At 59.0% G+C, this 15477-nt stretch carries 15 protein-coding genes; 12 read left to right on the top strand and 3 right to left on the bottom strand.

The genetic code is table 11. The features are described 5' to 3' along the window. From ACYQ6M_RS23620 to rimM, 6 genes are all read left to right on the top strand, one after another. Positions 1 to 873, top strand: a complete 873-nt coding sequence (locus ACYQ6M_RS23620) for an isocitrate lyase/PEP mutase family protein (protein WP_460075936.1) — start codon at positions 1 to 3, stop codon at positions 871 to 873. Between the two features lie 134 nt (positions 874 to 1007). Continuing rightward, entirely contained in the window at positions 1008 to 1622 is a 615-nt protein-coding gene (locus tag ACYQ6M_RS23625; RefSeq protein WP_023002481.1) for an exopolysaccharide biosynthesis protein, read from the top strand. 354 nt (positions 1623 to 1976) lie between these two features. Beyond that, positions 1977 to 3518 (top strand): signal recognition particle protein, encoded by a 1542-nt coding sequence (gene ffh, locus ACYQ6M_RS23630; protein WP_460075939.1) that lies wholly within the window; start codon positions 1977 to 1979, stop codon positions 3516 to 3518. Further along, entirely contained in the window at positions 3515 to 3838 is a 324-nt protein-coding gene (locus tag ACYQ6M_RS23635) for a chorismate mutase (RefSeq protein WP_055660229.1), read from the top strand. The genes ffh and ACYQ6M_RS23635 overlap by 4 nt, the downstream gene beginning before the upstream one ends. A 19-nt stretch (positions 3839 to 3857) precedes the next feature. Then, positions 3858 to 4256, top strand: a complete 399-nt coding sequence (rpsP, locus tag ACYQ6M_RS23640; RefSeq protein ID WP_023014459.1) for a 30S ribosomal protein S16 — start codon at positions 3858 to 3860, stop codon at positions 4254 to 4256. A gap of 50 nt (positions 4257 to 4306) precedes the next feature. Then, complete coding sequence (gene rimM, locus ACYQ6M_RS23645) at positions 4307 to 4861, top strand: ribosome maturation factor RimM (protein WP_023002485.1); 555 nt, start codon at positions 4307 to 4309, stop codon at positions 4859 to 4861. Here the strand turns inward: rimM and ACYQ6M_RS23650 are convergent. Continuing rightward, positions 4810 to 5343 carry a VanZ family protein gene (locus ACYQ6M_RS23650; RefSeq protein ID WP_075282740.1) on the bottom strand — a complete coding sequence of 178 codons (534 nt, stop codon included), beginning with the start codon at positions 5341 to 5343 and terminating at the stop codon, positions 4810 to 4812. The two genes, rimM and ACYQ6M_RS23650, sit on opposite strands and share 52 nt — an antisense overlap. Before the next feature lie 181 nt (positions 5344 to 5524). Here ACYQ6M_RS23650 and trmD point away from each other — a divergent pair, with 181 nt between their 5' ends. The 6 genes from trmD (at position 5525) to ACYQ6M_RS23680 (ending at position 12810) form a co-directional block, all read left to right on the top strand. Further along, on the top strand, positions 5525 to 6235 hold the full coding sequence (gene trmD / locus ACYQ6M_RS23655) for a tRNA (guanosine(37)-N1)-methyltransferase TrmD (protein WP_168687296.1): 711 nt from the start codon (positions 5525 to 5527) through the stop codon (positions 6233 to 6235). Positions 6236 to 6458: 223 nt separating this feature from the next. After that, a complete protein-coding gene (rplS, locus tag ACYQ6M_RS23660) occupies positions 6459 to 6929 on the top strand; it encodes a 50S ribosomal protein L19 (protein ID WP_023002488.1) in 471 nt (156 codons plus the stop codon). A gap of 304 nt (positions 6930 to 7233) precedes the next feature. Continuing rightward, entirely contained in the window at positions 7234 to 8646 is a 1413-nt protein-coding gene (leuC, locus tag ACYQ6M_RS23665) for a 3-isopropylmalate dehydratase large subunit (RefSeq protein ID WP_023002489.1), read from the top strand. A gap of 383 nt (positions 8647 to 9029) precedes the next feature. Then, entirely contained in the window at positions 9030 to 9587 is a 558-nt protein-coding gene (locus ACYQ6M_RS23670) for an HNH endonuclease (RefSeq protein WP_006936861.1), read from the top strand. Between the two features lie 307 nt (positions 9588 to 9894). Further along, positions 9895 to 11235 carry a pilus assembly protein TadG-related protein gene (locus ACYQ6M_RS23675; protein WP_460075947.1) on the top strand — a complete coding sequence of 447 codons (1341 nt, stop codon included), beginning with the start codon at positions 9895 to 9897 and terminating at the stop codon, positions 11233 to 11235. Between the two features lie 150 nt (positions 11236 to 11385). After that, positions 11386 to 12810, top strand: a complete 1425-nt coding sequence (locus ACYQ6M_RS23680) for a TadE/TadG family type IV pilus assembly protein (RefSeq protein ID WP_205838622.1) — start codon at positions 11386 to 11388, stop codon at positions 12808 to 12810. Positions 12811 to 12898: 88 nt separating this feature from the next. Here the strand turns inward: ACYQ6M_RS23680 and acs are convergent, their stop codons facing one another. Both acs and ACYQ6M_RS23690 read right to left on the bottom strand, forming a co-directional pair. Continuing rightward, entirely contained in the window at positions 12899 to 14836 is a 1938-nt protein-coding gene (acs, locus tag ACYQ6M_RS23685) for an acetate--CoA ligase (RefSeq protein WP_023002493.1), read from the bottom strand. Between the two features lie 205 nt (positions 14837 to 15041). Continuing rightward, positions 15042 to 15440 carry a DUF1761 domain-containing protein gene (locus tag ACYQ6M_RS23690; protein ID WP_023002494.1) on the bottom strand — a complete coding sequence of 133 codons (399 nt, stop codon included), beginning with the start codon at positions 15438 to 15440 and terminating at the stop codon, positions 15042 to 15044. Between the last annotated feature and the right edge of the window lie 37 nt (positions 15441 to 15477).

Genomic DNA, 15477 nt, shown 5'->3' on the forward strand with positions numbered 1-15477 from the left:
ATGCCGTCACCGGCAGCTACCCTTCGCGCGCTGCTGGAGCAGCCGAAACTTCACGTCATGCCTTGCTGTTATGATGCCTTGTCAGCCAAGCTGATCGAGCAGGCAGGGTTCGATCTCACCTTCATGTCCGGTTTTGCCGCCTCCGCATCGCGGATCGGGCAGCCGGATCTGGGGCTGATGTCCTATGGCGAAGTGCTCGATCAGGCGCGTAACATCACCGATGCGGTCCGGATTCCGCTGCTGGCGGATGGCGACACAGGTTACGGAAATGCCATGAACGTGCGCCGGACCGTGACCGGCATGGCCAAGGCAGGCGCTGCGGCGGTGATGATCGAGGACCAGGTGGCTCCGAAACGCTGCGGTCACACGCCTGGCAAGGCGGTCGTTTCCCGCGAGGAAGCCTTTGACCGGATCCGGGCGGCGCAGGATGCCAAGGAGGCAGGGGCCGATATCCTGATCCTTGCCCGGACCGATGCCCGTCATGAGCACGGCCTTGCCGAGGCAATTGCCCGGGCGGCAAAGTTCAAGGAACTCGGCGCTGATATCCTGTTTGTCGAGGCGCCCAAGACGGTTGCCGAAATGCAGGAAATCTGCCGGGAACTGCCGGGTCCGAAGATGGCCAACATCGTGGAAGGCGGCGAAACTCCCGACCTCTCGCATGAAGAGCTTCAGGACATCGGTTACGCCATTGCCGCCTATCCGCTGACCCTGATGGCCAGCGCCATGAAGGCAATGGTGGCGACGCTGCGGCAGCTGAAGAGCGACCAGGATCGAAAACCGGATCTCATGGACTTCAAGGAGCTGCGGGACCGGATCGGCTTCAACGACTATTATGAGGTTTCGGCGAAATACGAGACGTCCAAGCGGGATTGATGCCGCCGGACTGTCCGGAACCCGGTCGCTCTGCCGAACTGCAAAATACGCCAACCCGTGCTACTCGGCGTTGGATTTATTGCAGATGGAATGTTAGACCCTGCGCGACTCAGAAGCTGTAACGGAAATCTTGAATGCAGGGCGAAAGACGCCGAAGACCTTCGCTGTCGCTGCCGATCCTGCGGACATCGCGCGACCAGCACCGGGACGGCACACTGACGCTCGGCAATTTGCTGTTGGCGCTGGGCGAGACGTCGTTCGGCTGGGCGATCGTGCTGTTTTCCCTGCTGACGCTTCTGCCGTTGCCTCCCGGCTCCTCGCTCGTCACCGGTCTGCCGGTGCTCGTCACCACGTTCCAGATGGTGCTCGGTTTTCCGCACGTGAAACTGCCCAGGCCGCTTGCGCGCCTGTCGCTCAATCACAACAAGCTGCGGCGAACGATGGTGCGCCTGCGTCCCGTCACAATGCGGCTGGAGCGCGTGCTGGCCCACCGGTACGAAGGTCTGTTTGCACGAAAACATGAGCGCTTGCTCGGGCTTGCGTTGTTCGTCATTGCTTTCACATTGTTTCTGCCCGTGCCGCTCAGCGGCTGGTTTCCGGCGGTCGCGCTGTTCATCGCCGGCGTCGGCATTGTCGAGCGCGACGGTCTGGTCGTCATCTTCGGTCTGCTGCTGGGTCTGGCCGCGGTGCTCCTCACCATCGCCATCCTGACGTCGATTGCGATCAGCACCCAAGCGTTCATGGCCTGAACCGAAAACAAGGTGTTCGACAAGACGAAACGGCATGGATCCGATGGTCGAGCCACGGGATGACGGGGTAGAGAAAGAAAACCGGATCAAGGAAAACGGGAATCTCCGCCAGTTCCTTGACTCTTGCCCGGGTTTCGGGCATATCCCCGCGAACTCCATATGAGTGATTGAAATTTCGATCCGCCGACCGGGACCCGCAAAGGTGTAAAGAGTTCCCGGAGGTTAACATCCGACAGCGCGTTGCGCCCTCGGGTGTCAAACTGCTTTGCGCGGATTGATCCGGTTGGAAATGACCGGCGGTTGCCCATATGGTTCGGGAGACTTCCCGAAACCGAGACTATTCAAGGACTACTGATGTTTGAAAGCCTGTCCGATCGATTAAGCGGTATTTTCGACAAGCTCACCGGCCGCGGTGCGCTGTCGGAAAACGACGTCAACGAGGCGCTGCGCGAAATCCGCCGCGCGCTGATCGAGGCCGACGTTGCGCTGCCGATCGTACGTTCCTTCACCGACAAGGTGCGCAACCGTGCCGTCGGTGCCGAGGTGGTCAAGTCCGTGACCCCGGGCCAGATGGTCGTGAAGATCGTTCATGACCAGCTGGTCGAGATGCTCGGTGAAGAAGCCCATCCGATCGACCTGAACGCTCCGGCACCGGTGTCGATCATGATGGTCGGTCTGCAGGGCTCCGGTAAAACCACCACCACGGCCAAGATTGCCCGTCGCCTGACCCAGCGCGACAAGCGCAAGGTGCTGATGGCATCGCTCGACACTCGCCGTCCGGCTGCCCAGGAGCAGCTGAAGGTTCTGGGTGAGCAGAACGACATCGACACGCTGCCGATCGTTGCCGGCCAGGGCCCGGTCGAAATCGCCAAGCGGGCCATGTCCGCCGCCAAGCTCGGCGGTTATGACGTGGTCATGCTCGACACCGCCGGCCGTATTCACATCGACGAGCCGCTGATGGTTGAAATGGCAGAGGTGAAAGCCGCTGCCCAGCCGCATGAAATCCTGCTGGTGGCGGATAGTCTGACCGGTCAGGATGCCGTCAACCTGGCGCAGAGTTTCGATGAGCGCGTCGGCATCACCGGTATCGCCCTGACCCGTATGGACGGCGACGGCCGCGGCGGTGCGGCGCTCTCCATGCAGGCGGTTACCGGCAAGCCGGTCAAGCTGATCGGTACCGGCGAAAAATCAGACGCACTTGAAGACTTCCACCCGCGCCGGATCGCAGACCGCATCCTCGGCATGGGCGACATCGTCTCGCTGGTGGAAAAGGCTGCAGAAGCCATCGACGCGGAACAGGCCGCGAAAATGGCGAAGAAGATGCAGAAGGGTCACTTCGACCTGGAAGATCTCGCCGAGCAGCTGCGCCAGATGGAAAAGCTGGGCGGCATGTCCGGCATGATGGGCATGTTGCCGGGCATCGGCAAGATGAAGAAGCAGATCGAGGCTTCGAACATCGACGACAAGATGTTCAAGCGTCAGGTCGCCATCATCGAATCGATGACACCGGCCGAGCGTCAGAAGCCCGAACTGCTCAAGGCCAGCCGCAAGAAGCGTATTGCAGCCGGGTCGGGCATGGATGTGGCCGACGTCAACAAGCTTCTGAAAATGCACCGCCAGATGGCGGACATGATGAAGAAGATGGGCAAGGGCAAAGGCATGCTGGGCAAGCTGATGGGCGGCCTTGGCGGCGGCGGAATGCCGGATGTCGATCCCAAGCAGCTTGAGGAAATGGCCAAGTCCGGCCAGTTGCCGGGCGGCATGGAAATGCCGAAAGGCCTGCCCGGCGGGTTGGGCGGCGGTCTGCCGCCAGGCATGGGCATGCCGGGTCTTCCAGGCCTTGGCGGTCCGAAACTTCCCGGGTTTCCGGGTATGGGCAAGGGCAAGAAACGATGAGCGAAGCGGAGAACAAGCTGGGTGAAAGCCCCGCCTTGAGCGAACTGAAGGCTCTTCGGGCGTCCATCGACAACATTGATGCGGCTCTTGTTCACATGCTCGCCGAACGGTTCAAGTGCACCCAGAAAGTGGGTGTGCTGAAAGCCACCAACGACCTGCCGCCGGCTGATCCGGCGCGGGAGAAAATTCAGATCGAACGGCTGCGCCAGCTTGCGGGCGACGCCAATCTCGATCCTGACTTTGCCGAGAAATTCCTGAACTTCATCGTCAAGGAAGTGATCCGGCACCACGAAGCCATTGCCGCTGAAGCCGGCAACTGAACAAACTGGAGACATAAAAATGGCTACGAAAATTCGCCTGGCACGTGGCGGTTCCAAGAAGCGCCCGTATTACCGCATCGTTGTTGCTGACATCCGCTCCCCGCGCGATGGCCGTTTCATCGAAAAGGTCGGTTCCTACGACCCGATGCTGCCGAAGGATTCCGAAAACCGCGTGACCCTGAACGTCGAGCGTATTCAGCATTGGCTGGACAGCGGCGCAAAGCCGACCGACCGCGTTCACCGTTTCCTGGATGCTGCCGGCCTCTTGAAGCGTGAGCCGCGCAACAACCCGAAGAAAGCCGAGCTGGGCGCAAAGGCGAAGGAACGCGTTGAAGCCAAGCGTCAGGCTGAAGAAGAAGCAGCTGCTGCTGCCGCTGAAGCTGCTGCCGCTCCGGCAGAAGAAGCAGCTGCCGAATAAGCAGATGCGCCAAGCCGCACCGGAAGACATTGGCCAGGGAGCCTTTTGAGATGACGTCCAAGGACGATCAGAAGGTACTGATGGCCAAGATCGGTGCGGCGCATGGCATTCGCGGGGAAGTGCGGGTCAAACCTTACGGCGATGACCCGCTTTCCTTTGCCGATTATGGCATTCTGACCACCCGGGACGGCAAACGGTCCTTCGAGGTGGAACGGGCGCGGGTGCAGAAGACGGTGGTGATCACCAAGTTCAAGGGGATCGCGGACCGCAACCAGGCGGAAGAGCTGAACGGTGTCGATCTCTTTATCGACCGTGACCAGCTGCCCGAACCTGAAGAAGACGAATTCTACTATTCCGACCTGACCGGCCTCGATGTGCTCGACCAGACTGGCGAGACACTCGGGAAGATCATTGCGGTGCAGGATTTCGGAGCCGGCGATCTGCTGGAAGTCCGGCCAAAACGCGGCCGCAGCTTCTATGTTCCGTTCACGAAGGAATTCGTGCCCGAGATCGATCTGGAGAACGGCCGGGTCAGTGCTTCACTGCCGGAGGATTACTTCTCCGAAGGAGCTCCTGAGCCTTCGGAAGACGAGCCGGACAGGTAACGCGTCGGCACGGGCTGCAAGCCCATCTTGCGCAAGTTGAGTTCTTCGCGCTCCTCCGCGGGAACGTCCTGGCGAACAGCCTGCCGAACCTCGGAACGCTTCAGCGCAATCAGTGCGACGACCAGTGCAACCCCGATTCCGTTGGCGAAGGCATCCTGCAGCGACATTTCGTGGTGGGGAATGAAGCCTTGTACCACTTCACCCGCGAGACCCATGCCGAAGGCGACGACGGCGGAAATGCGCAGCCGGCAGCAGAACAGCGCATGGATCGACAGTGTCAGAAGTGCGAAAAAGCCGATATGGATGACCTTGTCATAGGGGTGGCCGACGCCGGTGTTGAACACAAGGCCGGCCAGCACGCCGAAGGTCATCAAGGCGAACAGGGGCAGCACGCGGCTCAGGGAAATGTCGAGATAGTGGCGGTCGACATGCACCTGAATGAAACGGGGAAGCTTGAAACGCAGGACTGGAAATTTTGCCACGGCAATAAACCCGATTGAAACGCTCTTGCCACTTTATACTGCGAGCCTTAATCAGAGCTTTCTTTCCGGCGGCTACCCTGAAGAATTCGACAGGTTTTTAGGAAAGCGGTAAACGGCTCGTTAACCAATGAGCGGTTTTGGACCCGGGCATACCGGCCAATCAGCAGAACTGACAGGCGCAATGACGTTCAAGGCAACCATTCTGACGCTCTACCCGGACATGTTTCCAGGGCCCCTGGGCCACAGCCTTTCGGGCCGGGCGCTGGACAAGGGGCTTTGGCAGTTGGAAACCAGCCAGATCCGCGACTTCGCGACGGACAAGCACCGCTCCGTTGACGATACACCGGCCGGTGGCGGTGCCGGTATGGTGCTCAGGGCCGATATCCTGGCCAGGGCCATTGATGCGGCGGCCCCCGCTGATGACCCGCGCCCGCGGCTCCTGATGAGCCCGCGCGGGACGCCCTTTACCCAGGACCGTGCGCATGAACTTGCCGAAGGCCCTGGCGCAGTCATCGTCTGCGGCCGGTTTGAGGGGGTCGACCAGCGGGTGATCGACGCGCGCGGTTTGGAGGAAGTCTCCGTCGGCGACTACATCCTGTCCGGCGGCGAAATCGGCGCGCTGACCATGCTGGACGCTGTTGTCCGGCTCATCCCTGGCGTCATGGGCAACATGGACAGTGCGGAAACCGAAAGTTTCGAAGGTGGCCTGCTGGAACACCCGCAATACACGCGGCCGGCTGAGTTCGAGGGTCTGACCATTCCCGAGGTTCTGACCTCGGGCAATCACCGGAAGATCCACGAATGGCGCATGGCCGAAGCCGAGCGCCTGACACGCGAGCGGCGGCCGGATCTCTGGGATGCCTACATGGCGGATGAAGACGACGTGGATTGAAGAATCCGCATGACAGTGGCGCAAATTTCCTGTATACGCGCGCCGAAGCTGGGTGAAGTTGTGTCTTTTCCTTGGAAAGACCTGCGTCCTGAACCGGACCAAAAGGACCGGAAAATCAGGAAAGTCCAGCCGACAAGCAACATGGCCCAAAGTCGGTGAACCCGTTTCCGGCCAAAACCGGAAAACGCTCTGACCGCTTTGTAATTCAAAAGGGAAATATGCCATGAACATCATCGAGCAGCTCAATGCTGAGGAAATGGCGAAAATCGAAGAGCAGCGCAAGCTGCCGGAATTTTCTCCTGGTGATACCGTTCGCGTCAACGTGAAGGTCACCGAAGGTACGCGTACCCGTACCCAGGCTTACGAAGGCGTCTGCATCGCCCGTTCCGGCGGCGGCATCAACGAGAGCTTCACGGTTCGCAAGATTTCTTACGGCGAAGGCGTCGAGCGCGTTTTCCCGGTCTACTCCCCGATGCTGGAAGGCGTTGAAGTGGTTCGCCGCGGTAAGGTCCGTCGCGCGAAGCTCTACTACCTGCGCGACCGTCGCGGCAAGTCTGCCCGTATCGTCGAAAACACCAATGCTCGTTCCAAGCGCCTCAACGAAGAAGTGCGTGCGGAAGTGGCTGCTGCCAAGGCAGCTGCTGCAGAAGCCAAGGCCGCTGCCAAGGAAGCTGCAGAGAACGCAGCCGAATAAGCCGGCCCGGCAAAACGTTTCGAAAAGGCGGTCCTTCGGGCCGCCTTTTTTGCATTTGCGCCAAACCCCGGCGCAGCCCGATGCAAATCCGGGGTTTTGCGCCCCGTTCTTCCTGCACCGGTCAATCTGAGTTGAATTCAGCTCAACTCGGAACGCTTGACCTTCAGGCGGCGCTGCGTCATTCACTAGCTACGATAAACGAGGATAGACCCTTGCGGCTGGACGCGCCGCGACGGGCATCACCGGGCATTTCGCAAACTTTAGACCGTTTGACCGTTTGCTCGGATGGACCGAGGAGAGACCCATGGCCAACGCACGGACGCTTTACGACAAGATCTGGGACGACCACGTGGTCGACATGCAGCCGGACGGAACCGGTCTGCTCTACATCGATCGCCACCTGGTGCATGAAGTTACCAGCCCGCAGGCATTCGAAGGCCTGCGCATGGCCGGCCGCCAGGTGCGCCAGCCGGAGAAGACGCTTGCCGTGGTCGACCACAACGTTCCGACCACCGACCGCCGTCACGGCATCGATGATCCGGAATCGGCCCTGCAGGTCGACACGCTGGCCAAGAACGCGGCGGAATTCGGCATCGAATATTATTCCGAACTCGACATGCGTCAGGGCGTCGTTCACATCGTGGGTCCCGAGCAAGGCTTCACCCTGCCCGGCATGACCATTGTGTGCGGCGACAGCCACACCTCCACCCATGGCGCTTTCGGCTCCCTCGCCCATGGCATCGGCACGTCCGAAGTGGAACACGTTCTGGCCACGCAGACGCTGATCCAGAAGAAAGCCAAGAACATGCTGGTGAAGGTCGACGGCAAGATCCCTGCCGGCGTCACCGCGAAAGACATCGTTCTGGCCATCATCGGCAAGATCGGTACCGCAGGCGGCACCGGCTACGTGATCGAGTATGCCGGCGAAGCAATCCGTGCCCTGTCGATGGAAGGCCGCATGACGGTCTGCAACATGTCCATCGAGGCTGGTGCACGTGCAGGCCTGATTGCACCGGACGAAATCACCTACAAGTACATCGAAGGCCGCCCCAAGGCGCCCAAGGGCGAAGCCTGGGACATGGCTCTCGGCTACTGGAAGACCCTGCATTCGGATGCGGACGCCTATTTCGACAAGGTCATCGAGCTGGACGCCGCCAACCTGCCGCCGATCGTTTCCTGGGGCTCGTCTCCGGAAGACGTCATCTCGGTGGAAGGTGTCGTGCCGGATCCGGCCGAAATCGCTGATGAAAACCGCCGCGAGTCCAAGAAGCGCGCCCTGGAATACATGGGCCTGCAGCCGGGCACCAAGATCACCGACATCAAGATCGACCGCGCCTTCATCGGTTCGTGCACCAACGGCCGCATTGAAGACCTGCGTGCTGCGGCGGCCGTCATCGGCAATCACAAGGTGGCAGCAGGCGTCAGCGCCATGGTTGTCCCGGGGTCTGGTCTGGTGAAGGAACAGGCCGAGGAAGAAGGTCTGGACGTCATCTTCAAGGAAGCAGGTTTTGAATGGCGTGAGCCGGGCTGCTCCATGTGCCTTGCCATGAATGCGGACAAGCTGAAGCCGGGCGAGCGCTGTGCGTCGACGTCCAACCGCAACTTCGAAGGCCGTCAGGGTCACAAGGGCCGGACCCATCTGGTTTCGCCGGCCATGGCGGCAGCGGCGGCAATCGCCGGCCATTTTGTCGATATCCGCGAGTGGACGACGAATTGATTCGACCGCATTTCGGTTCGTGAGAAAGGGCGCCGCAAGGCGCCCTTTTTGCTTCTCCCCGTAAAACAGTCACAATGACGCAGGGGATTTTGCTTTTGCGTAAATAATTCATGTAGTTAAGAAAAATCCTTTGCCGGGTCTGATCTGGCGACAACTGCACTCAGAAATGATTTTCCCGGGCTTCACAAGACTGTCACCTCGGCACTACAATACTCCCGTCACAAAAGGACTGTTCCGCTGTCCGATTGACCGGATAACGGACATTCCGACAGGTCAACGCGCTGTCAGTTGGCACCTGATTGCTGGAAGTTGATCCAACGTAAGTCGTTAGAGCAACGCATCCGCGTGTGGATTCGGCATGCTCTGGGAATGAGGAGCGGAAGGTGACGATAGCGGTTTCGTCGGGCGCCCATCCGGCGTTGGTGCTCAATGCGGATTACCGGCCTTTGAGCTACTACCCCCTGTCGCTGTGGAGTTGGCAGGATACCATCAAGGCTGTGTTCCTGGACCGGGTGAACATCGTTGCCGAATACGATGCAGCGGTTCGAAGTCCGAGCTTCGAGTTCCGATTACCCAGTGTGGTCTCTCTCAAGACCTTCGTGAAACCCAGCCGATACCCTGCCTTTACCCGATTTAACGTCTTTCTCCGCGACAAATTCCAGTGTCAGTACTGCGGCTCCAAGGATGAGCTGACCTTTGACCACCTTGTGCCGCGTTCCAAGGGTGGTCTGACGACCTGGGACAATGTCATCACCGCCTGCTCCCCCTGCAATCTGCGCAAGTCCAACAAGTCGTGCCAGCAACTGAACATGTGGCCGATGCACATGCCGTTCCAGCCGACCATCCAGGACCTGCACAACAACGGCCGCGGTTTCCCGCCCAACTATCTGCACGATAGCTGGCTGGATTTCCTCTACTGGGATACCGAGCTGGAACCGTAGTCCCCGGTACGTATTGCGAGCCTTCAGGCGGGGTCATCAAAAGCCCTTGTGACGGCTCGAAAGCGTCTGCGTCGGAGCGCCTATTCCACGTTGCAGGCAACTGGCAGTTGACATCCAGTGGATGTATTTATGCCGTTGAATATTTGATTTTAACGAGACTTTAACCTCGTTCCCAAAGTTCATTCACTGTTTTTTCTTAAAGTGTGTAGTAGCTGTCTTTATCTCCCTTGAGGCGGCGCCATACATGTCTCTTCTTTTCTGGAATTTCAAAATAAACAGACGATTTCTCACGCAACGTGAAGGGGCCGTGCTGCCCATCTTTGCGTTGATGGTGATTTTTCTGATCGTCGTCATGGGCGCAGCCGTGGACGTTTCGCGCACGGTCAACGCCCGTGAGAAGCTGTCTTATGCGATCGATGCAGCCGCACTGTCCGTGGCGGCGGATCTGTCGACATCGCTCATGACGGATGAACAGATCAAGCAGGCGCTGACGGATTCCTTCAAGTCCAACCTGGACGGCGCCGAGTTTCTGACCGAAGCCATCAAGAACCTGACCTTTGTGGTCGATGCGGAAAACGGAACCATCAAGGTCTCCTCGACGGCCAGCCTGCAGAATTACTTCATCGATTTCGGTGGCTACATGATGAAGAACCTGGGTCCGGAGACCTTTGCCTTCGGAACCAGTTCACAGGTCTCCTATTCCAAGTTCAATGTGGAGCTGGCCCTTGTGGTGGACGTCACCGGCTCGATGTCCTCAAGCGACATGAACACGCTGCGCGATGCCTCGACAGCGGTGGTCAACATCCTGCTGCCCGAGGACGTGGAAGAAGACGATGCCAAGGTGCGCATTTCGCTGGTTCCCTACAGCCAGGGCGTCAACCTCGGCACCTATGCAAAAAAGGTGAAGGGCGGCGATTTCTACAGCGTCAGCGGCAACTGCGTCACGGAACGTCAGGATTATTCCACCTATGAGGTCATGCTCACGGACGATCCCTATAACTACTACAAGAAGTCCAGCCCTCCTCCGGCACAGACCTTTTTTGGCGGGGGCAGCAGCAGTTGCTCCTCCACGTCCAAGCTGGTGCCGTTGACCAAGAGCCGCTCCACGTTGCTGCCGGCGATTTCCGCTCTCAACAACACTGGCGGTACGGCGGGTCAGACCGGGGTTGCCTGGGGCTGGTACAGCCTGTCGCCGAACTACGTCAACGTATGGCCTGCGGACAGCGCGCCTGCGGCCTATTCAGACGGCGATACGCTCAAGTTCGCGATCATCATGACTGACGGCGACAACAACCGGTATTACCAATATATCGAACAGGAGGAGCAGTGCGGCTGGGTCAAGAAAAACGGCAAGTCGACCTGGCAATGCAGCACAGTGGCCGTGAACGCCTGGCGGGAAACAGGTGAAAGCGAAAGCTACAACAACACCTCTTCCGTCCGCTCACGAGACATCTGTGCGGCCATGAAGGCTGCCAATATCCAGGTTTTCGGAGTTTACTTCGGAACCAGCAATACATCCGCAGGGGCAAAAAACATGCAGTCCTGCGCAAGCCAGGGAAACTACTATCAGGCTGCATCGTCCGATGAACTCATAGGAGCGTTCGCAAACATCGCGCGGAAGATCCAGTCGATCTACCTGTCCAAATAAGACCTGCCGGACGACCGGCCAGCGAAAAGCGTCAGTCTCGATTCTTTCCGATTGGTTTACCAAACGGAAACAACCCCCTATTTTCTACATTCCGTTTAAGGAATTAGGTACTTTTCTAGAGTAACTGTCTCACAAAATGACGAGGCAGTAATGCAGTATTTGAAGCGTCTCATTTGCCGACCCCTGCTTGCAGAGTTTACCGGCGACCGCAAAGCATCCATTTTGCCCATTTTCGGTATGCTGGTGATCCTGATCGTCGTGATCGCAGGGATTACCATCGACGTGTCCCGAACGGTGAATGCGCGCGAAAAACTGTCCTTTGCGATTGATGCAGCGGCACTTTCGGTCGCGGCAGACCTGTCGACCAGCGTCATGAGCGACGACCAGATCAAGCAGGCACTGGCGGATTCCTTCAAGGCCAACCTGGCCGACGTCGAATTCCTGGACGAGGCAATCGACAATCTCGACTTCGTCGTCGATCCGGACAACGGCACCATCAAGGTAACGTCTACGGCCTCTCTCAAGAACTACTTCATCGACATGGGCGGTTACGGCAAGAGTGCCCTCGGCCCGGAAACATTCAGCTTCGGAACGAGCTCACAGGTCACCTACTCACGCTTTGACGTCGAACTGGCCCTCGTCGTCGACGTTACCGGGTCCATGCGCAACGACATGGATACGCTGCGGGATGCCTCCGAAGGCCTGGTGAACATCCTGATCCCGGATGGAACCGAAGAATCCGAAAGCAAGGTCCGTATTTCGCTGGTGCCATACAGCCAGGGGGTCAACCTGGGAGCTTACGCTTCCAAGGTGAAGGGCGGCCTCTTCGGCTATGCCGACAGCAGCAAATGCGTGACGGAACGCCAGGATTACGACGACGGCGAAGATCTCTACGAAGTTCGCTACACCGACAAGACCTACAATTACTACGACAAGACCGATCCACCGCCGAAGGCCGTGTTTTATGGCGGTGGCAGCAACAATTGTTCCAGCACGTCGAAGATGATCCCGCTGACATCCGACCGGGACGAGTTGCTCGATGCGATCGCCGACCTGGATGATAACGGCGGTACGGCAGGCCAGACCGGCGTGGTCTGGGGCTGGAACAGCATCTCGCCGAACTATTCGGACGTATGGCCCCTTGCAAGCAAGCCGGAGCCTTATGACAACGAGGATGTTCTCAAGTTCGCGATCATCATGACCGACGGGGACAACAACCGGTACTACGAATACATCGGCGAACGGGAAGAATGCGACTGGGTTTATTCCAGACGCCATGGCTGGCAGTACAAGTGTGAGACGGTTACGGTCAATCAGTGGCAGGAACGCAGCGAAAGCGAAAGCTACAGCAACAATTCCTCAACGGCTCAGCGCGCGCTCTGCCAGGCCATGAAGGACGAAGGAATTTCGATCTTCGGCGTCTACTTCGGCACCAGCAACACCTCGGCCGGGTCGAGAAACATGCAGTCCTGCGCCAGTACGGGCAATTTCTACAAGGCGACGAGTTCGGACGAGCTGATCAACGCCTTTGCCAATATCGCCAAGAAGATCCAGCAGATCTACGTTTCGAGGTAACTGAACCCTTCCGGGATCGGATCGACAAAACTGAAAAAAGGCTCGCCGGGTGGCGAGCCTTTTTGCATTTCATAGTCCGGAGTGCCGGTCAGCCGCGGTTCTGGCGGTTGTCGATCAGGTCGTCGACGACGGTCGGATCGGCCAGGGTCGAGGTGTCGCCCAGGCTGTCGAAGCTGTCTTCGGCGATCTTGCGCAGGATACGGCGCATGATCTTGCCCGACCGGGTCTTCGGCAGGCCGGGTGCGAACTGGATCAGGTCCGGAGAGGCAATCGGCCCGATTTCCGAGCGGACATGCTTGACCAGTTCCTTCTTCAGGTCGTCGCTCGGCTCTTCGCCTTCCATCAGCGTGACATAGGCATAGATGCCCTGTCCCTTGATGTCGTGCGGATAGCCGACCACAGCGGCCTCGGAAACCTTCGGATGCGCCACCAGTGCGCTCTCGACTTCCGCCGTGCCCATGCGGTGACCGGAAACGTTAATGACGTCATCGACGCGGCCGGTGATCCAGTAGTAGCCGTCCTCGTCACGACGGCAGCCGTCACCAGTGAAATAGAGGCCCTTGTAGGTGGCGAAATAGGTCTGGACGAAGCGCTCATGGTCGCCATAGACCGTGCGCATCTGGCCCGGCCAGCTGTCCTTGATGACAAGGTTGCCTTCCGTTGCCCCCTCCAGGAACTTGCCTTCCGCGTCGACGATCGCCGGCTGGACGCCGAAGAACGGACGTGTGGCGGAACCTGGCTTCAGGTCGGTTGCGCCCGGCAGCGGCGTGATAAGGATGCCGCCGGTTTCGGTCTGCCACCAGGTGTCGACAATCGGGCAGCGCTTGTCGCCAACCACATTGTAGTACCAGGTCCAGGCTTCCGGATTGATCGGCTCGCCCACGGACCCCAGAAGACGCAGGGACTTGCGCGAGGTTTTGGTGACGTGTTCGTCGCCGGCGCCCATCAGGGCGCGGATCGCGGTGGGTGCCGTGTAGAAGATGTTGACGTTGTGCTTGTCGCACACTTCCCAGAAGCGGCCCGGACCGGGATAGGTCGGAACACCTTCGAACATCAGCGTGGTGGCGCCGTTGGCAAGCGGGCCGTAGACGATGTAGCTGTGACCGGTGACCCAGCCCACATCCGCCGTGCACCAGTAGACGTCGCCTTCGTGATAATCGAAGACATATTCATGGGTCATGGAGGCGTAGACCAGGTAGCCGCCGGTGGTGTGCATCACACCCTTGGGCTTGCCGGTCGACCCGGAGGTGTAAAGGATGAAGAGCGGGTCTTCCGCGTTCATTTCCGCCGGTGCGCAATGGTCGGACACACGGTCCGCCTCGTCGTGGTACCAGACGTCTCGGCCGGCCTGCATGGCAATGTCGCCGCCGGTGCGCTTGACCACAATGACGCTCTTTACCGGCGCTTTTTCGGCAGCCTTGTCGACATTGGCCTTCAACGGCACCTTGCGGCCACCGCGCAGGCCCTCGTCTGCCGTGATCACGCATTCAGAGGCGCAATCCTCGATACGCTGGGCAAGGCTGTCCGGTGAAAATCCGCCGAAGACGATGGAATGCACAGCGCCGATGCGGGCGCAGGCAAGCATTGCATAAGCTGCTTCCGGAATCATCGGCAGATAGATGGTGACGCGGTCGCCCTTCTTGACACCCTGGCCGTGCAGCACGTTGGCGAACTTGTTCACCTCGCGGTGCAGTTCCTTGTAGGTGATGACCTTGTGCTCGTTCGGGTCGTCGCCTTCCCAGATGATCGCTGGCTGGTCGCCGCGCTTTTCCAGGTGGCGGTCAACGCAGTTGGCCGAAACGTTGAGCGTGCCGTCCTCGAACCATTTGATCGAAACGTTGTGATAGTCGTAGGAAGTGTTCTTCACCTTGGTGAAAGGCTTGATCCAGTCCACCCGTTTGCCGTGCTCACCCCAGAAGCCGTCGGGGTCTTCCACGGAACGCTGATACATTTCCTGATATTTGGCATTGTCGACATGCGCCCGCGCGGCAACCTCCGCGGGAACGGGAAATACGGACTCAGTCATGTGAAACCTCCCAGAAACCACAATTGGACCTGCGGTAAGCGAGTTCTCCCTTCCGCGGCCTTGTTTTGCCGGGGCCATTATGCGTATGGCCCCTCAAAGCGTCCAGATCCTAGACTTGGTACTTTAGTCGGCGAGTCTTTGGTCTATGGCAAGGCCTAAGACCTTCAATCTCGTACGGATTTACGCGTATTTCCCGGCGATCACGTCAGCTCAGCCATCCGATCACGATACCCTGCACAAGCAGTACCCCGAGCCAGTGACCGCCGTCGATCAGCGTCAGGTTCCAGGACAGCCCTTGAAAGCGGTGGTTGACGATCTGCGTGGTCATGACGATGCCGACCCAGATCATCAGCGCGGAGATGATGCCGTTCCTGATATCGGTTCCACCGGTGTGATAGATCACGCCCGCGAAGACGAATGCCATGATGATCTGGCAGAAAAAGGCCGTTGCAAAGACAACCGGGTTTGGCCTCGTCTGCTCCTTGGTCAGACCGGCGGCGTTCATCCAGGCCTTGCCGAGGATGCCGTACCAGAGCGCGCCGAACAGGAAAGACACAATGGCGGCCGCAGCAACTGCAATCAGGTTGATACCGTCGAACATCATTGCAGGTCTCCCAACGTCATTTTTTCCTTGGCAATTC

The organism is Roseibium sp. ROS1 (assembly GCF_054658215.1).